Origin of the sequence: Streptomyces hainanensis, assembly GCF_004348415.1 — a bacterium.
In the GTDB taxonomy this organism is placed as follows: domain Bacteria; phylum Actinomycetota; class Actinomycetes; order Streptomycetales; family Streptomycetaceae; genus Streptomyces; species Streptomyces hainanensis.
Map to the genome: position 1 here is coordinate 1 of NZ_SMKI01000056.1, position 23,236 is coordinate 23,236.

The window sequence follows — 23,236 nt, forward strand, 5'->3', positions numbered from 1 at the left end:
CCCGCGTTGTTGACCAGGATGTCGACGCCGTCCGCGTGGGCGTCGAACGCCGCCCACAGTGCCTCGGCGTCGCCGGGCTCGCCCAGCAGGGCCCGGATGGCGAAGGCGCTGCCGCCGGCGGCCTCGACGGCCGCCACCGTCTCCTTGGCGGCCGCCTCGTCCGAACCGAAGTGGACCGCGACCCGGGCGCCCTCCCGACCCAGCCGCTCGGCGATCACCCGCCCGATGCCCCGGCTGCCGCCCGTGACCAACGCCGTCTTCCCGTCGAGGGCCTTGCGGGCCTTGAGGGCTTCCATCTCGCACTCCTTCCGCGTGGCGCTGCCGCGCCGCCGTTCCGTCCAGACGATTTATCTAGCGATCACTAGAGAAATGACCGTAGCAGAGATTTCCGAGCGATCGCTATAGAATTCACCCGTGAGTGGGAGACAGCGCGGCAGGCCACGGTCCTTCGACCGGGAGACGGCCCTGGAGAAGGCCCTGCGGGCCTTCTGGGAGCACGGCTACGAGGGCACCTCGGTGGCCGACCTGACCCGGGCGATGGGCATCGGCGCGCCCAGCCTCTACGCGGCCTTCGGCGACAAGAAGACGCTCTTCGAGGAGGCGACCGAGCGCTACGTCCGGCAGTACGGGGGCTTCGTCGGGCGCGCCATGGTCGAGGAGCCCACGGCCAGGGCCGCGATCGGCCGCGCCCTGCGCGAGGCCGCCGTCGAGTACACGGAGCCCGACCGGCCCGCCGGGTGCCTGGTGATCTCCGCCCTCACGACCTACTCGGAGTCGGTCGAGGAGGTGGCCGAGGGGCTGCGCGTGATGCGCCGGCACAACGTGGCCGCCTTCGAGGAGCGCATCCGCCGGGACATCGACGCCGGCCTGCTGCCCGCGAGCACGGACGCGGCGGCGCTCGCCAGGTTCGCCGGCGCCGTGATGCAGGGGATGAGCCAGCAGTCGCGGGACGGGGCGAGCCGGGAGGAGCTGGCCGCGGTGGCCGAGGCCTCGATGCGGTGCTGGCCGGCCGAGCCGGGGCCGCGGGAGGCGCCGGAAGCGCCCGGGGCCTGAGACACCCACGGGCCGCGGCGCCGGCGAGGGACCCTCAGCCCTCTCGGCACCGCAGCCCGGAGCGATACGGGCCCGTTGACGCCGTCAGGGCAGAGAGCGCCAGGGGCCTCGCTCTGCCCTCCTGTGCGGGGAGAGCAGAAGCCTCAGAAGCCTCATTGTCGAGTCCCCCCATTCTGAACCGCGCCCGCCGCGTGTGTCCATGCTCTGAAGGGACTTCCTGCCTCCACCCGCCCTACGTCATCGTTTCTTGAGCGCATTCACCGGCGCGCGCTCCCCGACGGCCGCCGCCCCGACCGCGGCGTGCGCCCCCGGTAAGCTCGCGCTGTGCCCTCCATGAACGACCTCGTCCGCCAGCACACCGACCTCGGGGAACGCGACCTCGAGTGGCTGCACCTGCTGGTCTCCGAGTGGCAGCTGCTCTCGGACCTCTCCTTCGCGGACCTGGTCCTGTGGCTGCCCACCCGGGACGGCACCCGCTACGTCTCGGTCGCCCAGATGCGGCCGAACACCGGCCCCACCTCCTACCAGGACGACATGGTCGGCCACCTGGTGCCCCGGGGCCGCCGCCCGCTGCTCGACGTGGCCCTCGACGAGGGCCGGATCGTGCGCGAGGGGGATCCCGAGTGGCGCGAGGAGGTGCCGGTGCGCGTGGAGTCCATCCCGGTGCGCCGGGAGGGCCGGGTGCTCGGCGTGATCGCGCGCAACACCAACCTGCTGACCGTGCGCACCCCGAGCCGCCTCGAACTCACCTACCTGCAGAGCGCGTCCGACCTCGCCCAGATGATCGCCGCCGGCAGCTTCCCCTTCCCCGGGCAGCAGGTCGGCATGGACCGGGCCCCCCGGGTCGGCGACGGCTTCATCCGGCTCGACGCGGAGGGCGTCGTCCTCTACGCGAGCCCCAACGCGCTCTCCGCCTACCACCGGCTCGGCCTGGCCGCCGACCTCGTCGGGCTGCCGCTCGGCCCGACCACCGCCGAGCTCGCGCCCACCCGGGGCGCGGTGGACGAGTCGCTGGTCAAGCTCGCCAGCGGCTGGGCCCCACGGGAGGCCGAGATCGAGGGCAACGACTGCGTGATCCAGCTGCGCGCCATCCCGCTCAAACCCAAGGGGGAGCGCATCGGTTCACTGATCCTGCTCCGCGACGTGACCGAGCTGCGGCGCCGCGAGCGGGAGTTGATCACCAAGGACGCCACCATCCGGGAGATCCACCACCGGGTGAAGAACAACCTGCAGACCGTGGCCGCCCTGTTGCGGCTCCAGTCCCGAAGGATCGGCGCCACCGGCGACAGCAGCGCCCAGGCCGCGCTGGACGAGGCGGTCCGCCGGGTCGGCTCGATCGCCATCGTCCACGAGACGCTCTCCCAGAACCTGGACGAGCGGGTGGAGTTCGACGAGATCGCCGACCGGGTGATCTCCATGGTCGCCGAACTCTCCCCGGACGGGCGGGTGTCGGCCCGCCGCGCCGGGAAGTTCGGGATACTCGACGCCGAGACCGCGACGCCGCTGTCCATGGTGCTGACCGAGGTGTTGCAGAACGCGTTGGAGCACGCCTTCGGCCCGGACCAGCAGGGCACCATCGAGGTCGGCGCCACCCGCGGCGAGATCAGGCGCGGGCGCGGTCGGTTGCTGGTCACCGTGCAGGACGACGGGCGCGGCCTGCCGGCCGGCTTCGACCCGCGCAGCGGCGGCAACCTCGGGCTGCAGATCGTCCGGACGCTGGTGGAGGGGGAGTTGGGCGGCCGCTTCGACATGGTGCCGGTGGGCGAAGGAGCCAGCGGCACCCGGGTGGTGCTCGACATCCCGCTGGAACAGCACAAGCGCTGACCGCGTGGACACCGGGCGAGGGCTCTGCGAAGGCCCCGCGAAGGCGTGCGCACAGGTGTGGTCGGAGGTGTGGACAAGCGAAAGCCCCGACCCGGCATGGCAGTTGCCACGGGATCGGGGCTCAACGCTTGTTCGCGATGCGCACCCTGGGTGCTACGCGTGCTGCGACTCGGGGCAGCTGTGGGGGGCTCTCCCTGCGGCGCCGTCCACCTGGGGACGTCGGCCGCGAGAGCGTGGGGCGACCGTCAGCGGGTCATCGGGCGACGCTCAGGCAGTTGCCTTGCGCGCCCGGTTGCGAGCGGCGCGGCGCTTCATCGCACGGCGCTCGTCCTCGCTCATGCCGCCCCAGACACCGGAGTCCTGGCCGGACTCCAGAGCCCACTGCAGGCACTGCTCCATGACGGGGCAGCGGCGGCAGACGGCCTTGGCTTCCTCGATCTGCAGCAGCGCAGGACCGGTGTTGCCGATGGGGAAGAACAGCTCGGGGTCTTCCTCGCGGCAAACGGCGCTGTGACGCCAGTCCATGTCTGCTCCATCTCCTGCACGTTGCAGTTACATTGCTTGTGAATGTGAACGCTTTCACGAATCCCCCGACAAAAGACGACCGGTTGCTCGGATGGTCTTCTGACGGCGACCTGAGGAGGTCTGCAATCCCGCTGGGCGGAGAAGGGGGGTTCGGGCTCTCAAGGTGCCGATGCTTCGGCCGTCCCGATCGCCATGAAGAGGTTCGCAAACCTCGGCGGCGGATACAACCCCTTCCGGAAAGTTTTTTTTGAATCCTTGGTGTCGCCTTGCTCACAACCCTACTTCCCTCGGGTGGGGTCTGGGCTAAACGTTCGACTGCAAGGACTTTCCGCCGTTCTGCTCACACAATCACACGCAGTGCACGGCGCACGCCTGTGAACGAGACACTGGTACGCAGCCCGAGGTGGTCACCATCAAGCTGAAACGGCTGTGGCGCCTGCGATTGCAAGGTGAAGCTCGTCTCATCGTGCAGGGACACGACATGCTTGCCACTCATCCCCCGCTCCGGCGACGAGGACAGCAGCTGGGTGGTGAAACGGGCCAGCGCGGCGGATGACAGCCGGGTTACGGCCGTGAGGTCGAGCCCGGTGTCGAACGAGGCCCGGGGCGCCGCGTAGATCGGTCGGTTTCCGAAGAAGGTCCACGGCGCGGTGTTGCACACTATCGTCAACACCAGCCCGTCCACCGGGGCTTGGCCGTCCCGCAGCAGGCTGATCGTGCCCCGGTGGCGCTGCTGCCGGTCGTCCGTGAAGTGCCGCACCGCCTGCCGCACGTAGAGGGAGTGCGTGGAACGCTTCCCGCGCTCCCGATGGGACTCCACGCGCCCGATCACCCCGGCGTCGAAGCCGAAGCCCGCGCAGAAGGTGAACCAGCGCGCGGGGATCTCGGCGTCCGCCGAGCCCGGGGTGCCGGTCACCAGGCCGAGGCCGATCTCCCGGGAGCTGTCGTCCCGCAGCGCGCCGAGCAGCGCGCCCGTCGCCTCCACCGCGTCGTTGGGCAGGCCGAGCGCTCTGGCGAACACGTTGGTCGAGCCGCCGGGAACCACCGCGAGGCTCGGGAGCCGGCCGCCGTCGGGGCCGTGGTGGAGCAGCCCGTTGACCACCTCGTTGACCGTGCCGTCCCCGCCGAGGGCGATCACCAGGTCCGTCGTGCCCTGCTCGGCCGCCCGGCGGGCGAGCTCCCTGGCGTGACCGCGGTACTCCGTGGCGGCGACCTCCAGCTTGAGGTCGCTGGCAAGGGCGTGGGCCAGCACGTCACGGGTCCGCGCACTGGTGGTGGTGGCGACCGGGTTGACCACGAGAAGTGCGCGCATGAAGTGCAGAGTACCCAGGCCAGGGCGGTGGGGGCGGCGGCGCCCGGCGCTACCCTGGCCAGGTGAGCGAGAACGGCGGTGGGGGAGCGGACCCCGAGGTGTTCGACCGGCCGCGCACGGTGAGCGTCGCGGCGCTGCTGTGCGGGGCGCAGGGAGTGTTGGTCGCGGTCCTGGGCGTGGTCCTGCTGGCGCTCGCGGTGTTCGACGAGCCGGAGGACATGACGCGGGCGGTGACCGGCGCGCTGACGGTGTCGGTGCTCGCGGTGCTGCCGCTGGCCGCCGGTCACGGGCTGTGGCGGCTGCGTCGCTGGAGCCGTGGCCCGGCGGTGGTGACGCAGCTGCTCGCGCTGCCGGTGGCCTTCACGCTGCTGGGCAGCGGCCGGCTGTGGCCGCTGGCCGCGGCGGGGCTCGGGATCTCGGCGGTGGCCGTGCTCGGCTGCCTCGTCAACCCGACCGCCACCGCGGCCCTCGGCGTCGGCCAGGCAAGCCCCGACCGGGCCGGCTAGGCCTCGCCCGGGCGATCCGGCGGACGCCCGGCGCGCCGCCCTCTCCTACTCCTCGACCGCCTACTCCTCGACGAGGAGCTTCTCGCGGAGCTGGGCGAGGGTTCTGGCCAGCAGGCGGGAGACGTGCATCTGGGAGATGCCGACCTCCTGGGCGATCTGCGACTGGGTCATGTTGCCGAAGAACCGCAGCAGCAGGATCTTCTTCTCCCGCGGGGGCAGCTCCTCGAGCAGCGGCTTGAGGGACTCCCGGTACTCCACGCCCTCCAGCGCGTCGTCCTCGGCGCCCAACGTGTCGGCGACGGCGGGGGATTCGTCGTCGGTGTCCGGCACGTCGAGGGAGAGGGTGCTGTACGCGTTGGCCGACTCCAGGCCCTCGAGCACGTCCTCCTCGGAGATGTTGAGCCGGCGGGCCAGCTCGTGCACGGTGGGCGCGCGGCCGTGCTGCTGGGAGAGCTCGGCCGTGGCCTGGCCGAGTGAGAGCCGGAGCTCCTGCAGCCGGCGCGGCACCCGGACCGCCCAGCCCTTGTCGCGGAAGTGCCGCTTGATCTCCCCGACCACGGTGGGGGTGGCGTAGGTGGAGAACTCGACGCCGCGCTCGGGGTCGAACCGGTCCACGGACTTGATCAGGCCGATGGTGGCGACCTGGGTCAGGTCGTCGAGCGGCTCGCCACGGTTGCGGAAGCGCCGGGCGAGATGCTCCACCAGCGGCAGGTGCATCCTGACCAGCCTGTTGCGCAACTCGGCGCGCTCCGCCGACCCCTCGGGCAGCCCGCGCAGCTCGACGAAGAGCTCGCGGGCGGCGCTCCGGTCGTGCGGGTCGGGCACGACGCGCCGCGGCGCCGGCCGCACCGGCTCCGACTGACCGCCCGGCTGCCCAGGAATCGCAGCCGCGGCCGCTGGCGCGCTCGCCGTCTGTTCCACCTCGTTCACCTCGGCCCCCTCATCGTGTGACGGGCCCCGTTCGCCGGTCACGGCGCTCCGGGGGCGGCGCCGCGCTTCTTGTGCAGGCTGATGCTGACCGTCTTGTCCTCGCCGACGGTCGACTCGACCTCACCGGCCAGCGCGGTCAGCACCGTCCACGCGAAGGTGTCGCGCTCCGGCGCGTGGCCCTCGGTGGTCGGCGCCGAGACGGTGACCCGCAGCGCGTCGCCCACCAGCGTGAACACGCAGTCAAGGACGCTGCCCGGCTTGGCCTGTTGCAGCAGGATGGCGCACGCCTCGTCGACCGCGATGCGCAGGTCCTCGATCTCGTCGAGGGTGAAGTCCAGCCGGGCCGCGAGGCCGGCCGTGGCCGTTCGCAGCACCGACAGATAGGCGCCGGCGGCCGGCAGTCGGACTTCCACGAAGTCCTGCGATCCGGGCTCACCTGGGATTGGGGACACCCTCACCTCCACAGAGACTCACACTGATTGAGCGCTCCCTGGCACCTGCCGGATGCCCTGGTACGCCCTGTGACGCTACCGCGATCCCCGGCACGCTGTCGCCTGCCGTGGGCAGCGCCGACAGACCCCGACCACCTCGACGGTATTACTCATCGTAACGCATCCGATGCTTACTGTGGCCAGGCGTGCGGCGTCAATTCCTCGGCGACGACGCGGCGTTGCGGAGTGGGGCAGCGCCATGATCATTGATCGTACTGCGCCGGCGGCGCGGTGCCGTCAGGCCCAGCCCGGCAGGGTGATGTCGGGGACACCCGCCAGGCACCGATGGATGACCCGCTCCTCACCGAAGACCAGGGGCTCGGGTATCGCGGCGACCGCCACCCACTCGGCGCGGGAGTGCTTCTCCGGCTCCAGGTTGCGCAGGGTGCCGCTCCACCGGTGGGTCGTGAAGATCACCGTGACGAAACCGTTGGACGACTCGACGCCGTGGGCGCCGTGCACCACGTGCGCCAGGCGCAGGTCGGCCGGGTCGACCACCAGGTTCGTCTCCTCGCGGAGTTCGCGGACGGCGGTGACGGTGACCGGCTCACCCGGATCGCTCTTGCCGACCGGCAGATCCCAGTGGCCGGGGGCGAACTTGGCCTTCGGGCCGCGCTGGAGCAGCACGACGCGCTCGGCCGCCAGGTCGTGCACCAGTACGGCGGCGGCCAGCAGGGTCATCGAGCGGGTCGCGGGGGGCAGGGAAACCTCGGGTGGTGCCATGCCCGCCACCCTAGGACGTGCCACCGACAGCGCCGCCGGCGCCCGGGGGCTCGAGCAGCGCGAAGGCGCGCGTCAACAGCGTGGCCCGGTCGGCCTGCCCGCCGGTGCGCAACCACTCGCGCGCGGCGGCGTCCAGCGCCGTGCCGGCCGCGCCGGTGAGCAGATCGGCGGTGAACGCGTCGAGGGGCGCGCCAGGGCGTGCGCGCAGCGCGTCGGCGACCAACGCGCGCAACTCGTCACGCTTCTGCGCGAGTCGGGCGCGCAGCGCCGGAGACGACTCGATCAGCCGGAGCCCGGGCAGCTCGCGCTGGGCGGCGTGGATCCGGTCCTGCCAGCCGGCCAGCACCGCGGTCAGGCACCGCCAGGGCGGCTCGTCGGCCGGGCGGGCGCGGATCTCCTCCGCGATCCGCGCGGCCATCAGCTCCAGCTCGCCGAAGACCACGTCCTCCTTGGTCGGGAAGTAGCGGAAGAAGCTGCGCTTGGACATGCTGGCCGCCCGTGCCACGTCCTCGACGGTCGTCTCCTCGTAGCCCCGGGTCGTGAACAGGTCGAGCGCCAGCCTGGCCAGCTCGTCCCGGACCGCGCGCCGGGTGCGTTCGCGCAGGCCACCGGGCTCCTCCTCGTCGTTCCGCATCCCCCGAGTCTAGGGAGCCGGCGCGCGGTGGCTAACATGTCACCCGATGACAACTATGTCATCGAGCGAAGGAGTCGGGGAGTTGTGAGGGGCATGCGCGGCAGGACGGCCCTGGTGACGGGGAGCACGGGCGGAATCGGCCGGGAGACGGCCAGGGGGCTCGCCGCCCTCGGCGCCCGGGTGGTCGTGGTGGGGCGGGACGGCGGCCGGGCCGGGGCGGTGGCCGCCGAGATCGGGCGCGCCACCGGCAATCCGGCGGTGACGGCGTGCGTCGCCGACCTGACCCTGCTGACGGACGTGCGTCGGCTGGCCGCCGAGGTGGCCGCGCGGCACGGCCGACTCGACGTGCTGGTCAACAACTTCGGGATGAACCCGGCGGACCGCGCCCTCACCGCGGACGGCGTGGAGACCGCCTTCGCCGCCAACGTGCTGACGCCCTACGTGCTCACCACCGAGCTGCTGCCCGCGCTCCGCGCGGCCGGTGGCGGGGCTCGCGTGGTCAACGTCACCGGCGGCCTCCCGGACGGCCCGATCGACCCGACCAACCTGCAGGGCGAACGGCGCTACCGCGGCTGGACGTTCAGCCACTACAACCACACCAAGACCGCGCTGATGGCGATGAGCCTCGCCCTGGCCGAGGAGTGGGCCGACGACGGCGTGACGGTGAACGTGGCCTACCCGGGCCACGCCCACACGCCGGGCAACCGGGCCACCCCGGCCCGCGCGTTCCCCTACGCCTACCGGCCGTTGGCCCCGCTGATCCGGCTCCTCGGGCCCGTGCTGCTCGGCGACCTGGCCCGCCCCGCCAGGTCCAGCGTGCGGCTGGCCGGCGACCCGGAGCTGGCCGGTGTCACCGGCGTCTACGTCGACACCAGGGGGCGGCGGGCCCGTTGGCCGAGGAGCGTGCTGGACGAGGGGAACCGGGCCGCCGTGCTCGAACTCTGTGCCCGCCTGGCGGCGACGAACGGCGGCGATCGGGAGGGCGGGGCCGAAACGCGGTGACAGAAAAACCGCCGCTCGCTGGCGACGGTCGGAATTCCCCGCTATATTTCGTGGTTTGGCACGCTCGAAAAGGCGTCAATGCGTAGCCATCCAGGGGAAATTCTAGCGAGGTGGAGGCGGGAATGTCAAGCGGCGAAAACGGTGACCGGGAACAGGAATACGTGACACGGCTCTACGCGCGACTCGACGCCCTGCGCGGCGAGACCAGAAACCGCCTCGACCAGGTCCTGGCCAGCACCGGTCTCGGTCACCAGGGTCTCGCCGAACGGGACGTCACGGCCGCCGAGTTGGCCGGTCGGGTCGCCAGACTCGACTCCGTGGAGAACGGCCTCTGCTTCGGCCGGCTCGATATGTGCGACGGAGAGCGCCGGTATATCGGCCGTATCGGAATCCTCGACGACACCGTCGACTACGAGCCGCTGCTGATCGACTGGCGCGCCCCCGCCGCCCGCCCCTTCTATGTCGCCACCGCCGTTTCCACGGAAAACGCCAGACGTCGGCGGCACATCAGGACCGAGGGGCGGAAGGTCACCGGGGTGCGGGACGAGGAGTTCGACCGCGGCGCGGCGGAACTCACCGGCGACCCGGCCCTGTTCGACGCGCTCAACGCCGCCAGGACCGGCCGGATGGCCGACATCGTGGCCACCATCCAGGCCGAACAGGACGAGATCATCCGGGCCCACCACGCCGGCGTCCTCGTCGTCCAGGGCGGCCCCGGCACCGGGAAGACCGCCGTCGCCCTGCACCGCGCGGCCTACCTCCTCTACACCCGCCGCGAACGGCTCGCCAGGAGCGTGGTGTTGGTCGTCGGCCCCAACGCCACCTTCCTGCGCTACATCGGCGACGTCCTGCCCTCGCTCGGCGAGACCGGGGTGCTGCTCGCCACCGTCGGCGAGCTCTTCCCCGGCGTGCGCGCCGACCTCGTCGAGCCGCCGGAGACCGCGGAGCTGAAGGGCCGGCTCGCCATGGCCGAGGTGATCGCCGCCGCCGTCCTGGACCGGCAGCGCGTCCCCGACGAGGGCGGGTGCCTCGCGATCGAGCACGACGGCGAGACCGTCTCCCTGGACCGCGAGACCTGCCTGCGGGTTCGTGCCAAAGCCCGCGAGGCCGACCTCCCGCACAACGAGGCCCACCCACACTTCCGGCGCCTGCTGATCGACGAGCTGGCCCGCGCCTCCGCCGCGCGCTACGGCACCGACCCGCTCTCCGGCGGTTCCCTGCTCACCGAGGCCGACCTGGAGATCATCGCCGCCGAGCTCCGCGCCAACCCCGAGGTGGCGGCCGCCGCCGAGGCGATGTGGCCGCTCCTCACGCCGCGGCGGCTGCTCGCCGAGCTCTACGCCTCGCCCCGCCGGCTGGCCGCCGCCGCCCCCGACCTCACCCCGGCCGAGCGCGCCGCGCTGTTCCGCGGCGCGCACCGCGGCTGGAGCCCGGCCGACGTGCCGCTGCTCGACGAGGCCGCCGAGCTGCTCGGTGTCGACGACCGCGCCGACCGCGCCGCCGCCGCGGCCGAGCACGAGGGACGGCTGGTCCTCGCCCAGGAGGCCCTGGACGTGGCCCACGGGTCGCGCTCCACCGACTTCGACGACGGCGAGGAGTCCGAACTCCTCACCGCCCGAGATCTGTTGGACGCCGAGGCACTGGCCGAGCGGTACCAGGAGGCCGACCACCGCAGCCCGGCGGAGCGGGCCGCGGCCGACCGCACCTGGGCCTTCGGCCACGTCGTGGTGGACGAGGCCCAGGAACTCTCCCCGATGGCCTGGCGGTTGCTGATGCGGCGCTGCCCCGCGCGGTCCATGACGATCGTCGGCGACATCGCGCAGACCGGCGAGCTCGGCGGCGCCCCCTCCTGGGACCGGATGCTCGGCCCGCACGTCGGGAACCGCTTCCGGCTCGCCGAGCTGACCGTCAACTACCGGCTGCCGGCCGAGATCGCCGAGCTGGCCGCCGCGGTGCTGCGCCGCATCGACGCCTCCCGCACCGCCCCGCGCGCCGTGCGCGCCGCAGGCGTGGCGCCCTGGCGGCAGCCCGTGCCGGCGGACGAACTGGCCCTCGCCGCCGCCCGGTTGGCGGCCCGCGAGCGGGCCGGCGCCGGCGCGGGCCGGATCGCGGTGATCGCCCCCGCCGGGCGGCTCGCCGCGCTCGGCGCGGCGGTGGGCGCGGCGGCGCCGGACCGCGTCGACGTGCTGGACCCGAGGGCGGCCAAGGGGCTGGAGTACGACACGGTGATCGTCGTCGACCCCGACGGCATCGTCGCCGAGTCGCCACGCGGCCTGAACGACCTCTACGTGGCCCTGACCCGCCCCACCCAGCGGCTCGCCGTCCTGCACGACGCGGCACGCCGCCCCGCGCCGCCGCTCGACGCGCTGTGAGCCGCGTACGCCTCGCGGGTCTCGTACGCCTCGCGGGTCGCGTGGGCCTGCCGGGCCTCAGGCGACGGACGGCACCGACACCGAGTCCGGCACCGGCAGTTCGGCCCAGATGATCTTGCCGTTCGGCGTGTGGCGGCTGCCCCAGCGCCGTGCCAGCTGGGCGACCAGCATCAGACCGCGCCCCGTCTCGTCCAGCGAGCGGGCGCGGCGCAGGTGCGGGGCCGTGCTGCTGGCGTCGCAGACCTCGCAGATCAGCGCCTTGTCCAGGATCAACCGGAGCCGGATCGGCGGGCTGGCGTGCCGGATCGCGTTGGTGACCAGCTCGCTGGTGATCAGCTCGCTGGTCAGGATCTCCGCCTCGGCCAACCCCCAGTCCGCGAGGCGCTGTCGCACCCGGTCACGCACCTCGCCCACCGAGGCCGGGATGGCCGGCACGTCCCAGTACGCGGTCCGGTCCGCGCTCAGCGCGCGGGTGCGGGCCACCAGCAGCGCCACGTCGTCCAGCGCGCCGCCCGTCGGGAGCAGCGCGTCGAGCACCGTGTCGCACAGCGATTCGAGCGGGTCCCTCCGGTGCCGGCCGAGCACGTCGCGCAGCAGCTCGAAACCGGCGTCGATGTCCCGCTCACGGCTCTCCAACAGGCCGTCCGTGCAGAGCGCCAGCAGGCTGTGCTCGGGCAGTTCGCGCTCCACCGCCTCGAACGGCAGGCCACCCACCCCGAGCGGCGGCCCCGCCGGCACCCGCAGCACCTCGGGCTCCCCGCCGGGTGGGAGCAGCACCGGCGGCGGGTGCCCGGCCCTGGCCAGCTGGCAGATCCGCGACACCGGGTCGTAGACCGCGTAGAGGCAGGTCGCGCCGACGTCGCCGCCCGCCTCGTGGTCGCCGGTCTCCATGGCGAGCCTGACCACCAGGTCGTCGAGGTGGGTGAGCAGTTCGTCGGGTGGCAGGTCGACGTCCGCCAGCGTGCGGACGGCCGTGCGCAGCCGGCCCATGGTGGCCGACGCCTGGACCCCGTGCCCGACGACGTCGCCCACCACCAGCGCCACCCGGGCGCCGGAGAGCGGGATGACGTCGAACCAGTCGCCGCCCACCCCCGTGTGGGGGCCGGCCGGCAGGTAGCGGGAGGCGGTGGCCACCGCCGTCGGCGTCGGCAACACCCGGGGCAACAGGTTGCGTTGCAGCGTCAGCGCCACCTCGCGCTCCCGGGTGTAGCGGCGGGCGTTGTCCACGCAGACGGCCGCCCTGGCGGCGATCTCCTCGGCCAGCAGGACGTCGTCGTGGACGAACGGCTCGGGGCGCCGGTGCCGCGCGAACATCGCGACCCCGAGGGTGATGCCGCGGGCCAGGATCGGTGCCAGCATCACCGAGTGGATGCCGAAGCCGTGTACCTGGGCCAGGCGGTCGGGGCGCTCGGCGAACCAGGGGCGCAGCGCGGGGTCGTCGACGGCGTAGCGCAGCGAGTGGCCGGCGCGCAGCGCGTGGGACTGCGGCGCGTGCTCCGAGTACCTCGTCAACGTGCCCGTCCGCACCAGTGCCTCGGGGCAGCCAGGCAGGACCGAACGCTGGGCGACCCGGCGCAGCGGCTGGTTCCAGGGCTCCGTCGGGTGGCCGACGACCGGTGCCTCCAGCAGGTCGACGGTGATGAGGTCGGCCAGGAACGGGACGCAGACCTCCGCCAGCTCCTCCGCCGTTCGGGTGACGTCGAGCGAGCTGCCGATGCGCGCCGCCGCGTCGTTGAGGACGGCGAGCCGCTTCCTGGCCGCGTACTCCTCGGTGGTGTCGGTGGCGGTCAGACAGATGGCGCGCAGCCGCCCCGACCGGTCGCGCAGCGGCGTGAAGGCGGCGGACCAGGCGTGTTCCCGGCGCTCGCCGCCGGCCCGCAGGAAGGTGCTGAGGTCCTGGCGGCGGCCGGTGTCCCTGGCGCGGGCCAGGTACTGCTCCAGATCCTGGCTCTGCGGTTTGCCGCCGATCTCGGAGAGCCGCAGCCCGCGGGCCTCGTCCTCCGTGAGCCCGACGGTGCGCGCCATCTCGCCGTTCCAGCGCCGCAGCCGCAGGTCCTCGTCGTAGATGGCCATCGCGGCCGCCGTCTGCTCGAACGCGAGCTCGGCCAGCTCCTCCTCGCCCGGGCGCGGGTCGCGGCCGGCCAGCGGGGTGACCAACAGCCAGCCGTCGCCGCCCTCCTCCGGCGCCCTGCGGTGGGCGATCAGGTGGGCCCGCACCTCGTGGCCCGCGCGGTGGCGCAGGGCCAGGGTGCCGTTCCAGCGGGACCGGCCGGCCAGCGACCCGACGGCCCCGGACGGCACGGGCCCGGCGAGCAGTTCGGCCGCCGGCCGGCCCACCACCTCCTCGGCGGGCCGGCCGAGCAGCGCCTCCGCGCCGTCGTCCCAGGCGACGACCTTCCCCGAGCCGTCCACCACGGCGCTGGCGACCGCCGGTGGTGTCGGTTCCGCGTCGTCCATCGCTGCGCCGTCCCGTCTGGCCAGGGCACGGGCGGATGCCCGTGTGATCAGGTTCGGGCACCCGGGGGGCGGCCTCAACCGAGGAGGGCCCCGGGCGGCCCCCGGGAACCGGGGGTGTGGTCGCGGACAGCGGAGTGGGTATGGAGACGAACCTGCGGGCCCGCCTACGGGACGGGGACGACACGGCATTCGCCCAACTGTTCGATGCCTACGCCCGATCGGTGTACAACCACGCGTACCGCCTGACGGGGGACTGGTCGGTGGCCGAGGACGTGGTCTCGCTGACCTTCCTCGAAGCCTGGCGGCTGCGCGAACGGCTCGACGCCGAGGGGGGATCGGTGCGCCCCTGGCTGTTGGGGATCGCGACCAACACCGTCCGCAACAGCAGGCGCGCGGCCCGCCGGCACGCCGCGGCGCTGTCCCGGCTGCCGCCGGCCGACGACGTCCGCGACTTCTCCGACGAGGTCGCGGACCGGCTGGACGACCGCGCGACGCTGGACACCGTCCGGCTCGCCCTGGCCACCCTGCGCGCCGCGGAGCGGGAGGTGCTGGCGCTGTGCGTGTGGTCGGGCCTCGACTACGCGGCGGCGGCCGAGGCGTTGCGCGTCCCGATCGGCACCGTGCGGTCGCGGCTGTCGCGGGCCAGGCGGAAGCTCGCGGCGGCCACCAGGGGGGCGGAACCCGGGGGCCGCCAGGAACAGGTAGGAGGTGGTCGCCGATGGGCGGCCGGGCCCGTGCAGGAGGAGAACCGATGAACGACATCCCGTCGCTTCCCGAGCGAGACCTGGCACCGGGCCGTCACCGACAGCTCAAGGAGCACCTGATGAGTGAGATCCGTTCGGCCGACGCCCGGGACCGCCGGCCCGCCGGCACCAGGCGGCGGCTGTGGGCCGCCGTCGCGATCCCGGCCGTCGCGGGCAGCCTGGCGCTCGCGTTGTTCGCGGGCGGCGTTCTCTCCGAAGAGGACGCGCCGCCCGCCCCGCCGGCGCCGGGCGCGGCGGAGTCGACCTGGGCGTTCGTCGCCGACGTGGACGCGGTCTCCGCCGACGGCGGTGCCGACCTGCTGCGCGATGTCGCCAGGGCGGCCGCGGCGAGCCAGGGGGACGTCAGGGACGACCAGTTCGTCTACGTCCGGAGCCTGGCCTCCTACCTCACGGAGGAGATCGGCGACGAGGAGGGGCCGATCGTGCTCCAGCCGGCACACGAACGGGAGGTGTGGTTCTCCGTGGACGGCTCCCGGGACGGGCTGCTGCGCGAGCCGGAGGGATCCACCGAGGACACGCCCCTCGACGCCCACCCGGAGAGCAGCTACCGCGGGTACGGGCAACTGCCCACGGACGCCGAGGCGATGCTGGAGTGGCTGTACGGGCAGCAGGACGAGGGCGACGAGGAACGCGACGTGGACCAGGACGCGTTCGTCGCGGTCGGCGACATCGTGCGGGAGTCCCTGCTGCCGCCGGACGTCGGCGCCGCGCTCTACGAGGCCGTCGCACTGATCCCGGACGTGCTCCTGGTGCCGGACGCGGTGACCGCGGACGGACGGCACGGTGTCGCGGTCGCCCGCGTCGACTCCTACAACCCGCGTGAGCGCGAGGAGCTGATCTTCGACGAGGAGACCCTGGAGTACATCGGGAGCCGGAGCGTCGCCGTCGAGGACTTCGCGGGCGTCGAGGAGGGCACGGTCCTCGGCACCACGGCCGTGCTGGAGCGGGGCGTGGTGGACGGGGCCGGCGACCGCCCGTGACCCCCGGATGACCCGAACGGCCCAATGAGAGCGCCCCGTTCCCTCTCGGGAACGGGGCGCTCTCGCACGGCCGGTCAGGCCTTCTTGGTCTCCCAGAAGATCTTGTCGACCTGCGCGATGTAGTCGAGCGCCTTCTGGCCGGTGGCCGGGTCGGTGGACCCCTTGGCGGCGCTGAGGGCCTTCAGCGTCTCGTTCACCAGCTGGTGCAGCTCCGGGTACTTCTCGAAGTGCGGCGGCTTGAAGTAGTCACTCCAGAGCACCGAGATGTGGTGCTTGGCCAGCTCGGCCCGCTCCTCCTTGATGGTGGTGGCGCGGGCGCGGAAGTGCGGGTCCTCGTTGGCCTGGTACTTCTCCTGGATGGCCTTGACCGACTCGGCCTCGATGCGGGCCTGGGCCGGGTCGTAGACACCGCAGGGGAGGTCGCAGTGGGCGCTGACCGTCACCTTCGGGGCGAACAGGCGGGAGAGCATGAAGCTGTCCTTCCTCGTGATCGTCTTCTCACGGGCGACATTACTCCGTGCAGGGTCGGTTTTCCCGGGCGGGCCGGGCGGTGCGGCCCGGCTTAGGCCAAAAGTCCAATGCGGGAGTGGGCCTGATGGCGGACCATGACTGGTGGAGGAGTGGTGCGCGATGAAGCTGGGGCTTGCCGAGGTCTACAACCCCTCGATGCTGCCCACCCTGCGGCCCGGCGACCAGCTGCTGCTGGGGTACGGGGCCCGGGTGCGGCCGGGGGACGTGGTCGTGGTGCGGCACCCCTTCCAACACGACCTGCTGATCGTCAAGCGCGCGGCGGAGCGGCGGGGCGGCGGCTGGTGGGTGGTCGGGGACAACCCCATGGTCACCAACGACAGTCGGGAGTTCGGCGTGGTGCCCGACGGGCTCGTCGTGGCACGGGCGGTGCTGCGGCTGCGCCCGCCGCTGCGGCATCAGCGGTCCGCGGTGTCGGTGCTCGGCTGGCTGCCGTCCTCGGTGCGGCCGTTGAGGGCGCGCTCGCGGCGCCTGCGGGCGCGGTAGGCGGCGACGTTGGCCCGGGTGGCGCAGCGGTCGGAGCAGTAGCGCTTCGAGCGGTTTGTCGACGTGTCGATATAGGCGTTGCGGCAGGGGGCGGCCTCGCAGACGCCGAGCCGGTCGACGCCGAGGTCGGTGAGCTGGAACGCCAGGCCCATGCAGGCGATGGCGGCGTAGCCGGCGGTGGCGTTGGACGGGTGCTCCGCCAGGTGCAGGTGCCAGTCGGGGCGGCCGGAGTCGGTGAGTTCGTCGTGCCCGGAGATCTGTGGGCTGGCCGGGTATTCGAGCAGCAGCGCGTTCAGCAGGTCGACGGCCTGCGCCTCGTCGCCGGCCGCGGCCGCGGTGAAGACGGCGCGCAGCCTGCCCCGCACGCCGCGCAGCCGGGTCACGTCCGCGTCCCCCACCCGGCGGGCCGCGTGCCGGTGGCCGCCGAAGAGGGTGCGCACGGCCTCGACCGAGGTGAGGGTGTCGGTGCCGCGCAGCGGCTCCTCGGTGTTCACCAGCCGGACCGCGAGATCCGAGTAGTAGGTCAGTTCCAAGAGCGTTCCTTACCGCGGCGGCCTCGGGTCCACAGCGTACCGGTAAGGGGTATGGGTCGGGGCCGCCTATTACCCGATGGCCCGCCGCCGGCCGGGAGAGCCGGGCGGCGGCGGGCCCTTCGAGCGGTGCGCCGTCAGGCGCTACCGCGTGACGGCTTCCTTCCGCGCCGCCTCCGCGACCGCCGCCGAGACGGCGGGGGCGACGCGCGGGTCGAAGGGGGAGGGGATGACGCGGTCGGCGGCCAGTTCGTCGGCGACCACCGCGGCCAGCGCCTCGGCGGCGGCCAGCTTCATGGACTCGGTGATCCGCTTCGCGCCCACCCGCAGCGCGCCCGCGAAGATGCCGGGGAACGCCAGCACGTTGTTGATCTGGTTCGGGAAGTCGCTGCGCCCCGTGGCGACCACCGACGCGTGGCGGGCGGCGACCTCGGGGTGGATCTCCGGGTCCGGGTTGGCCATCGCGAAGATGAACGCGCCAGGCGCCATCCTCGCCACCGCCGGCTCGGGGACCGTGCCGCCGCTCACGCCGACGAAGACGTCGGCGCCGGTCAGCGCCGTCTCCAGGGAGCCGGTGAGCCCGGTGCCGTTGGTCAGCTCGGCCAACTCCCGCTTCACCGACGTCAGGTCGTCGCGGTCCGCGGAGACGATGCCCCGGCGGTCGCAGACCACCACGTCGCCGATGCCGGCGCCGAGCAGGATCTTGGCGATGGCCACCCCGGCGGCGCCGGCGCCGGAGATCACCACCCGCAGGTCGGCCAGCGCCCGGCCGGTCAGCCGCGCCGCGTTCCGCAGGGCGGCCAGCGTCACCACGGCGGTGCCGTGCTGGTCGTCGTGGAAGACCGGGATGTCGAGCCGCTCCTGGAGCTTCCGCTCGATCTCGAAGCAGCGCGGCGCCGCGATGTCCTCCAGGTTGATGCCGCCGAACGACGGGGCGAGCCTGGCCACCGTCTCCACGATCTCGTCGGGGTCCCGGCAGTCGAGCGCGATCGGCACCGCGTCCACGCCGCCGAACTGCTTGAAGAGGATCGCCTTCCCCTCCATCACCGGAAGTGACGCCTCCGGGCCGATGTCGCCGAGGCCGAGCACCGCGCTGCCGTCCGTGACGACGGCGACCACCTGGGACTTCCAGGTGTACTCGTGCACCAGCTCGGGCCGCTCGGCGATCGCCGCGCACACCCGGGCGACCCCGGGCGTGTAGGCGAGCGACAGGTCGTCGCGGTCGCGCACCGGCACCGTGGCCGTGACGGCCATCTTGCCGCCGCGGTGGAGCGCGAACGCCGGGTCGAGCCCGGTGTCGAGCCCGTCGTCGAGCCGGCTGTCCGTGAGCTTGTCGTCGCTTGGATTGACGGTCTCCGAAGCCACTGGTCTTACCCCTTTACTGCGTCGCTGGTTCGAGGGTGGCCGCGCCCCGATCGGAGCGCGGGCGGGCACCACGTCCGCGGGGGTGGCTGAGCGGACGCCGGACGCGCCGCACACGCGCCCAGGTCCCCGGGTGAGGGGTGTATCGCTTGGTTCTACCTGATCAAGCACTCGGGGCACGAGCGCAATCCGCTACCAGACCGACCCCGACCGTTTTGACGAGTGATCCTCTTGACAGACGGGGGCGGCAGGCAAAGCATGCGGCCAGGGCACAAAGAGGGGCTACCCGCCCGCCCCGGCGGCCACGGGGGCGTGATGCATCTCTCACCGGCGCGCGAAGCGCGCCAAGGAGACGAACGCGCCCGGGAGTTCATCACTCCCGGTAACCGGTACGACGTGTCCGTTATCCGATCTTGACGTTCGCGGCGGCCGCATCCCAGGGCCGAAGTGACAGGATGCCCTCCAATCACATCACCAGCCCCGTCGTGACACCCGAAGACGTGTGCCCGGCCCCTCGGATACTCCGCGACCCCTGGAGGACCAACGCCATGAGCGCCAACCTCGTCCGTCGTCCCCGACGCCGCGCCGCGATCGGTGCCCTCGTCGCCGCCGGCGCGCTGCTGCTCGCCGCCTGCGGTGACCAGACCGACGACGGCGGAAGCAGTGGTGGCGACAACGGTGGCGAGACCCAGGACACCGGCTCCGAGGCCCCCCTCTTCGACCTGCTGCCCGAGGACATCCAGCAGGCGGGCGTGATCAACGTCGGTTCCGACATCGCCTACGCGCCCATCGAGTTCTACGACGAGAACGACGAGGTCGCCGGCATCGACCCGGACATAGCCGCGGCGCTCGGCGAGGCGCTGGGCGTGGAGCTCCGGTTCGAGAACGGCACCTTCGACGGCCTGATCCTCGGCATGAACAACGGCCGGCACGACATCATCATGTCCGCCATGACCGACACCGCCGACCGGCAGGCCGGCGTCAGCGAGGACGCCGAGGGCGGCGCCGACTTCGTCAACTACTTCCAGGCCGGCTCCGCGATCCTCGTCGCCGCCGGCAACCCCGAGGGCATCGCCTCCCTCGACGACCTGTGCGGGCTCACTGTCGCCGCCCAGCAGGGCACGGCCAACGAGGCCGTGATCGAGGCCCAGCAGGAGCAGTGCGACGAGCCGATCGACCCGATCATCAGCGAGGTCGACACCGACACCATCACCGCCCTGCAGAGCGGCCGCGCCGACGCGGCGATCACCGACTTCCCGGTGGCCCTCTACAACGAGCTGAACGCCGGCGGCGGCGAGCTGTTCGAGGTGGTCGGCGACCAGATCGACGCCGCCCCCTACGGCATCGCGGTCAACAAGTCCGACACCGAACTGCGCGACGCCCTCCAGGCGGCCGTCCAGCAGATCATCGACGACGGCACCTACGCCGACATCCTCGCCGAGTGGAACGCGGACACCGGCGCCATCGAAGAAGCCACCGTCAACGCCGGCGAGTAGGCGGCGACCGTGGCTGAAGCGACCGAGTCGGCCGAGCCGGTGGAACCGGCGCGCGCCACGAAGGGCACAGGACCTCGGCCGGGGGACGAACTCCCGGTGCCCATCAAGGCCGTTCCGGTGCGCCACTACGGCCGTTGGGTGGGCGCCGGCTTCGTGCTGGTGGCACTCGCCCTGCTGGTCTGGGCGTTCGCCGGCGCGGACGTCAACTGGGGTGTGGTCGGCGACTTCCTGGACCACGACACCATCGTCGAGGGCGCCGCCAAGACGCTGTGGATCACCCTGCTCGCCATGCTGCTCGGCGTGGTGCTCGGGGTCGTGCTCGCGGTGATGCGGCTGTCGAGCAACCCGGTGCTCTCCAGCGTCGCCTGGGGCTACATCTGGTTCTTCCGCGGCACGCCCGTGCTGGTGCAGCTCTTCCTCTGGTACAACCTGTCGTTCGTCTTCGACACCGTGAACCTGGGGCCGATCTACAAGAACGAGATGAACGACGTCATGACGCCGTTCCTCGCGGCCCTCCTCGGCCTCGGCCTCAACGAGGCCGCCTACATGGCGGAGATCGCCAGGGCCGGCATCCTCTCCGTCGACCAGGGGCAGACGGAGGCGGCGCACGCGCTCGGCATGAGCAGCGCCAAGACCACCCGGCGGATCGTGCTGCCGCAGGCGATGCGGGTGATCATCCCGCCGACCGGCAACGAGTTCATCAACATGCTCAAGACGTCGTCGCTGGTCTACGCGATCCAGTACGACGAACTGTTCCGCGCCGGCACCACCATCAGCGCCCGCAACCTGGCGGTGATGGAGATGCTGATCGTGGTGACCGTCTGGTACCTCCTGCTGACCACCGTGTTCAGCATCGGCCAGTACTACCTGGAGCGGCACTACGCCCGCGGCTCCAACCGACCGTTGCCGGACACACCGTTGCAGCGGGTGCGGGCGCACCTCGTCTCGCTCCGCAGCCCGAGCCAGGTGGGAGGGACGAGCGTATGAGCCTGACGAAGGAACCGACGCGTCCGACCGAGCCGATGGTGCGCGCCGAGCGGGTCCACAAGTCGTTCGGCCCGGTCCGGGTGTTGCGCGGGATCGACCTCGAGGTGCGGGCCGGCGAGGTGTTCTGCCTGGTGGGCCCGTCCGGCTCCGGCAAGTCCACGTTCCTGCGCTGCATCAACCACCTGGAGAAGATCGACGCCGGCCGGCTCTACGTCGACGGCCGGCTGGTGGGCTACCGGCAGCGTGGCGACACGCTCTACGAGATGCGGGAGCGGGAGGTGGCCGAGCAGCGGCGGGACATCGGCATGGTGTTCCAGCGCTTCAACCTCTTCCCGCACATGACCGCCGCCGAGAACGTCATGGAGGCGCCGGTCCAGGTCAAGGGCGTGCGGCGGGCCCAGGCCAGGGAGCGCGCCGAGGCCCTGCTGGCCCGGGTGGGCCTCGCGGACCGGATGGACAACTACCCGGCGCAGCTCTCCGGCGGACAGCAGCAGCGGGTGGCGATCGCCAGGGCGCTGGCGATGGACCCCAAGCTGATGCTGTTCGACGAGCCGACCTCGGCGCTCGACCCGGAGCTGGTGGGCGAGGTGCTCGACGTGATGCGGGGGCTCGCCGAGGACGGGATGACGATGATCGTGGTCACCCACGAGATGGGCTTCGCCCGGGAGGTCGGCGACTCGCTGGTCTTCATGGACGACGGCGCGGTCGTGGAGTCGGGCCACCCCCGTGAGGTGCTGAACGACCCGAAGCACCCGCGCACGCGGGCGTTCCTCTCCAAGGTGCTGTAGGGCCGGGCGGCCGGGCAGCCGGTCGTCAGGCGACGGTGGCGCGCTGGTAGCGTGCCGGCGTGACGCCGTAGCAGCGGACGAACCAGCGGTGCAGGTGGCTCTGGTCGGCGAAGCCGGCCTCGGCCGCCGCCCGGGCCGGCGGCACCCCACGGGCCAGCAACCGGCGGGCGGCGCGGAGCCGCAGCAGCCGCTGGTAGTCGCTGGGCGGCATGCCGTAGGCGGCCTGGAAGGCGCGGTAGAGCACGAACCTGCTGCACCCGGCCGCCTCGGCCAACTCGGCCGTCGTGACCTCGGCCGGCCCGGCCTCGGCCAGCAACGCCGCCGCCCGGCGCGCGGCGGGCAGCGCCGCGCCAGGGCGCGCGAACTGCGGCGCCCGGGTGGCGCCACGGCGCACGACGGCCAGCACGGCGGCGCTGAGCCGCTCCTCGCGCGCGAGGGTGGCGGCGGGCCGGCCCTGGCCCGCCACGAGGGTGTGGTGCAGCCGCGCCAACGCGCGCCCCAGCGCCGGATCCTCACGCACCGGCTCGTCGAACAACGGCAGCACGGCCCGCCCCGCCTCGTCACCCGCGGCGTCGGCCAGCACCTCCCGCACGACCTGGGCGCCGATGTGGACGATCCGGTAGGTGAACCCGGACTCGAAGACCGACTGCCCGTCGTGCGGATCATCCGGATTGAACGCCATCACCATCCCGGCGGCACTGGTGTGCCCGGCCCCGCGACACGTGAACCGCTGCGCGCCGCTCTCGGTGACGGCGAACGAGTAGGCGTCGTGGCTGTGCCGGTGGAAGACGTGCCGCGTGAAGTGCGCCCGCATCGCCTCCACCGGCCGCTGCGCGTCCCGCCAGTACTCCGCCCAGTCGCTGCCGCTCACCACCCCACCAGTCTGCCTGGCCGGTCGCCTGGCCGGCGGGGCAGCCCGACGACCCCGGCCAGCCCGTGGCTCCGCCCCGGTGCCCCCGGGTTCGGGGCCCGGCCCCGAGTGCCCGGTTCGCGGCCGTGGCCGGCCGGACGGCCGGGTCGGGGTGCTGGCGTCCACGGCCCCGTCCCTTGCGCAGCCCCGGCCTGCGGGCGGGCCGGGCCAAGCCCGACGGCCCCGGAGGTCGTGTCTGCTCCCGGGGCCCAGGTCCCACCGGTCTGGCGGCCGAGCGCAGGGCTTCGTCCCCGTGGGCCGGGTTCGGGGCCGTGGTCCCGAGGGGCTTGCCCGCGGCCGGGACCGGGCGGGTGCGCCGGTCGTCCCGTGACCGGCTCCCGGTCTGGCGGCCGAGCGGGGGCTTCGTCCCCGTGGCCCTGGCGCCGAAGGACGGGGCGGCGACTCGTCTCGTGACCAGGCCCCGGCCTGGCGGCCGAGCGCGGGTTGCCCCGGTAGGCCGGGACGGGTGCGGTGGCGGTTGCCGGGCCGGCGGCCAGGGCGGGGTGCCTGGCTCAAGGTCCCCCGTGGCGGCGGTTCGTTCCGTGACCGGGTCCCGGTCTGGCGGCCGGGTTGGGG

Annotated in this window: 23 protein-coding genes; 11 read left to right on the forward strand and 12 right to left on the reverse strand. The window is 73.0% G+C overall.

Features of this window, described 5'->3' with window-relative positions; translation table 11 throughout:
* The coding region (locus E1283_RS07605) for an SDR family NAD(P)-dependent oxidoreductase (protein WP_132817133.1) at window positions 1–296 on the reverse strand (296 nt) is incomplete at its 3' end.
* Window positions 297–414: 118 nt separating this feature from the next.
* Between E1283_RS07605 and E1283_RS07610 the strand changes: the two genes are divergently transcribed.
* Entirely contained in the window at window positions 415–1,053 is a 639-nt protein-coding gene (locus E1283_RS07610) for a TetR/AcrR family transcriptional regulator (RefSeq protein WP_132817134.1), read from the forward strand.
* Window positions 1,054–1,377: 324 nt separating this feature from the next.
* Entirely contained in the window at window positions 1,378–2,877 is a 1,500-nt protein-coding gene (locus E1283_RS07615) for a sensor histidine kinase (RefSeq protein WP_132817135.1), read from the forward strand.
* A 267-nt stretch (window positions 2,878–3,144) separates the two neighbouring features.
* Here E1283_RS07615 and E1283_RS07620 read toward each other — a convergent pair whose 3' ends face one another.
* Both E1283_RS07620 and E1283_RS07625 read right to left on the reverse strand, forming a co-directional pair.
* Window positions 3,145–3,402, reverse strand: coding sequence for a WhiB family transcriptional regulator (locus E1283_RS07620; protein WP_062206726.1), 258 nt, complete (start codon window positions 3,400–3,402; stop codon window positions 3,145–3,147).
* Window positions 3,403–3,742: 340 nt separating this feature from the next.
* Window positions 3,743–4,714: a diacylglycerol/lipid kinase family protein gene (locus E1283_RS07625; RefSeq protein ID WP_132817136.1), complete on the reverse strand. Its 972-nt coding sequence runs from the start codon at window positions 4,712–4,714 to the stop codon at window positions 3,743–3,745.
* Between the two features lie 62 nt (window positions 4,715–4,776).
* Between E1283_RS07625 and E1283_RS07630 the strand changes: the two genes are divergently transcribed.
* A complete protein-coding gene (locus E1283_RS07630) occupies window positions 4,777–5,220 on the forward strand; it encodes a hypothetical protein (protein ID WP_132817137.1) in 444 nt (147 codons plus the stop codon).
* A 60-nt stretch (window positions 5,221–5,280) separates the two neighbouring features.
* Here the strand turns inward: E1283_RS07630 and E1283_RS07635 are convergent, their stop codons facing one another.
* The 4 genes from E1283_RS07635 to E1283_RS07650 all read right to left on the reverse strand — a co-directional run bounded on the left by E1283_RS07635 (window position 5,281) and on the right by E1283_RS07650 (window position 7,998).
* Window positions 5,281–6,192: an RNA polymerase sigma factor SigF gene (locus E1283_RS07635; protein WP_425086141.1), complete on the reverse strand. Its 912-nt coding sequence runs from the start codon at window positions 6,190–6,192 to the stop codon at window positions 5,281–5,283.
* Entirely contained in the window at window positions 6,189–6,602 is a 414-nt protein-coding gene (locus E1283_RS07640) for an ATP-binding protein (RefSeq protein ID WP_132817139.1), read from the reverse strand. Before E1283_RS07640 ends, E1283_RS07635 begins: the two co-directional genes overlap by 4 nt.
* 276 nt (window positions 6,603–6,878) lie before the next feature.
* On the reverse strand, window positions 6,879–7,364 hold the full coding sequence (locus E1283_RS07645) for an NUDIX domain-containing protein (RefSeq protein WP_132817140.1): 486 nt from the start codon (window positions 7,362–7,364) through the stop codon (window positions 6,879–6,881).
* A gap of 10 nt (window positions 7,365–7,374) precedes the next feature.
* On the reverse strand, window positions 7,375–7,998 hold the full coding sequence (locus tag E1283_RS07650) for a TetR family transcriptional regulator (RefSeq protein ID WP_132817141.1): 624 nt from the start codon (window positions 7,996–7,998) through the stop codon (window positions 7,375–7,377).
* Between the two features lie 93 nt (window positions 7,999–8,091).
* Here E1283_RS07650 and E1283_RS07655 point away from each other — a divergent pair, with 93 nt between their 5' ends.
* Both E1283_RS07655 and E1283_RS07660 read left to right on the forward strand, forming a co-directional pair.
* Complete coding sequence (locus tag E1283_RS07655; RefSeq protein ID WP_132817142.1) at window positions 8,092–9,000, forward strand: SDR family NAD(P)-dependent oxidoreductase; 909 nt, start codon at window positions 8,092–8,094, stop codon at window positions 8,998–9,000.
* Between the two features lie 122 nt (window positions 9,001–9,122).
* Window positions 9,123–11,372, forward strand: a complete 2,250-nt coding sequence (locus E1283_RS07660; protein ID WP_132817143.1) for a HelD family protein — start codon at window positions 9,123–9,125, stop codon at window positions 11,370–11,372.
* 57 nt (window positions 11,373–11,429) lie between these two features.
* Here the strand turns inward: E1283_RS07660 and E1283_RS07665 are convergent, their stop codons facing one another.
* Complete coding sequence (locus tag E1283_RS07665) at window positions 11,430–13,829, reverse strand: SpoIIE family protein phosphatase (protein WP_132817144.1); 2,400 nt, start codon at window positions 13,827–13,829, stop codon at window positions 11,430–11,432.
* Window positions 13,830–13,969: 140 nt separating this feature from the next.
* Between E1283_RS07665 and E1283_RS07670 the strand changes: the two genes are divergently transcribed.
* Together E1283_RS07670 and E1283_RS07675 are read left to right on the forward strand one after the other, a co-directional pair.
* The gene (locus tag E1283_RS07670; RefSeq protein WP_132817145.1) at window positions 13,970–14,584 is read left to right on the forward strand and encodes an RNA polymerase sigma factor; all 615 of its coding nucleotides are present in this window, start codon (window positions 13,970–13,972) and stop codon (window positions 14,582–14,584) included.
* The gene (locus tag E1283_RS07675) at window positions 14,581–15,573 is read left to right on the forward strand and encodes a CU044_5270 family protein (RefSeq protein ID WP_207930326.1); all 993 of its coding nucleotides are present in this window, start codon (window positions 14,581–14,583) and stop codon (window positions 15,571–15,573) included. The genes E1283_RS07670 and E1283_RS07675 overlap by 4 nt, the downstream gene beginning before the upstream one ends.
* A gap of 74 nt (window positions 15,574–15,647) precedes the next feature.
* Here the strand turns inward: E1283_RS07675 and sodN are convergent, their stop codons facing one another.
* Window positions 15,648–16,043 carry a superoxide dismutase, Ni gene (gene sodN, locus E1283_RS07680; RefSeq protein WP_132817147.1) on the reverse strand — a complete coding sequence of 132 codons (396 nt, stop codon included), beginning with the start codon at window positions 16,041–16,043 and terminating at the stop codon, window positions 15,648–15,650.
* Window positions 16,044–16,203: 160 nt separating this feature from the next.
* Here sodN and sodX point away from each other — a divergent pair, with 160 nt between their 5' ends.
* The gene (gene sodX, locus E1283_RS07685) at window positions 16,204–16,587 is read left to right on the forward strand and encodes a nickel-type superoxide dismutase maturation protease (RefSeq protein WP_132817148.1); all 384 of its coding nucleotides are present in this window, start codon (window positions 16,204–16,206) and stop codon (window positions 16,585–16,587) included.
* On the opposite strand, the gene E1283_RS07690 is transcribed toward sodX, so the two are convergent.
* Window positions 16,500–17,120, reverse strand: a complete 621-nt coding sequence (locus E1283_RS07690; protein ID WP_132817149.1) for a CGNR zinc finger domain-containing protein — start codon at window positions 17,118–17,120, stop codon at window positions 16,500–16,502. The genes sodX and E1283_RS07690 overlap by 88 nt on opposite strands.
* Window positions 17,121–17,261: 141 nt before the next feature.
* Window positions 17,262–18,482: an NAD(P)-dependent malic enzyme gene (locus tag E1283_RS07695; RefSeq protein WP_243744671.1), complete on the reverse strand. Its 1,221-nt coding sequence runs from the start codon at window positions 18,480–18,482 to the stop codon at window positions 17,262–17,264.
* Window positions 18,483–19,027: 545 nt separating this feature from the next.
* Here E1283_RS07695 and E1283_RS07700 point away from each other — a divergent pair.
* The 3 genes from E1283_RS07700 to E1283_RS07710 are packed head-to-tail and all read left to right on the forward strand — an operon-like array spanning window position 19,028 to window position 21,750.
* A complete protein-coding gene (locus E1283_RS07700) occupies window positions 19,028–19,975 on the forward strand; it encodes an ABC transporter substrate-binding protein (protein WP_132817150.1) in 948 nt (315 codons plus the stop codon).
* A 39-nt stretch (window positions 19,976–20,014) separates the two neighbouring features.
* Window positions 20,015–20,962: an amino acid ABC transporter permease gene (locus tag E1283_RS07705; RefSeq protein ID WP_132817153.1), complete on the forward strand. Its 948-nt coding sequence runs from the start codon at window positions 20,015–20,017 to the stop codon at window positions 20,960–20,962.
* Window positions 20,963–20,997: 35 nt separating this feature from the next.
* Window positions 20,998–21,750 carry an amino acid ABC transporter ATP-binding protein gene (locus E1283_RS07710; RefSeq protein WP_132817154.1) on the forward strand — a complete coding sequence of 251 codons (753 nt, stop codon included), beginning with the start codon at window positions 20,998–21,000 and terminating at the stop codon, window positions 21,748–21,750.
* 25 nt (window positions 21,751–21,775) lie between these two features.
* Here E1283_RS07710 and E1283_RS07715 read toward each other — a convergent pair whose 3' ends face one another.
* Window positions 21,776–22,564, reverse strand: coding sequence for an AraC family transcriptional regulator (locus tag E1283_RS07715; protein WP_207930327.1), 789 nt, complete (start codon window positions 22,562–22,564; stop codon window positions 21,776–21,778).
* Window positions 22,565–23,236 lie beyond the last annotated feature (672 nt).

Coding starts and splice junctions, on each gene's coding strand:
- E1283_RS07620 (WP_062206726.1), bottom strand. CDS start 3,402: ATGGACTGGCGTCACAGCGCCGTTTGCCGCGAGGAAGACCCCGAGCTG.
- E1283_RS07625 (WP_132817136.1), bottom strand. CDS start 4,714: ATGCGCGCACTTCTCGTGGTCAACCCGGTCGCCACCACCACCAGTGCG.
- E1283_RS07645 (WP_132817140.1), bottom strand. CDS start 7,364: ATGGCACCACCCGAGGTTTCCCTGCCCCCCGCGACCCGCTCGATGACC.
- E1283_RS07650 (WP_132817141.1), bottom strand. CDS start 7,998: ATGCGGAACGACGAGGAGGAGCCCGGTGGCCTGCGCGAACGCACCCGG.
- E1283_RS07655 (WP_132817142.1), top strand. CDS start 8,092: ATGCGCGGCAGGACGGCCCTGGTGACGGGGAGCACGGGCGGAATCGGC.
- E1283_RS07660 (WP_132817143.1), top strand. CDS start 9,123: ATGTCAAGCGGCGAAAACGGTGACCGGGAACAGGAATACGTGACACGG.
- E1283_RS07665 (WP_132817144.1), bottom strand. CDS start 13,829: ATGGACGACGCGGAACCGACACCACCGGCGGTCGCCAGCGCCGTGGTG.
- E1283_RS07670 (WP_132817145.1), top strand. CDS start 13,970: ATGGAGACGAACCTGCGGGCCCGCCTACGGGACGGGGACGACACGGCA.
- E1283_RS07675 (WP_207930326.1), top strand. CDS start 14,581: ATGAACGACATCCCGTCGCTTCCCGAGCGAGACCTGGCACCGGGCCGT.
- sodN (WP_132817147.1), bottom strand. CDS start 16,043: ATGCTCTCCCGCCTGTTCGCCCCGAAGGTGACGGTCAGCGCCCACTGC.
- sodX (WP_132817148.1), top strand. CDS start 16,204: ATGAAGCTGGGGCTTGCCGAGGTCTACAACCCCTCGATGCTGCCCACC.
- E1283_RS07700 (WP_132817150.1), top strand. CDS start 19,028: ATGAGCGCCAACCTCGTCCGTCGTCCCCGACGCCGCGCCGCGATCGGT.
- E1283_RS07710 (WP_132817154.1), top strand. CDS start 20,998: ATGGTGCGCGCCGAGCGGGTCCACAAGTCGTTCGGCCCGGTCCGGGTG.
- E1283_RS07715 (WP_207930327.1), bottom strand. CDS start 22,564: ATGCGGGCGCACTTCACGCGGCACGTCTTCCACCGGCACAGCCACGAC.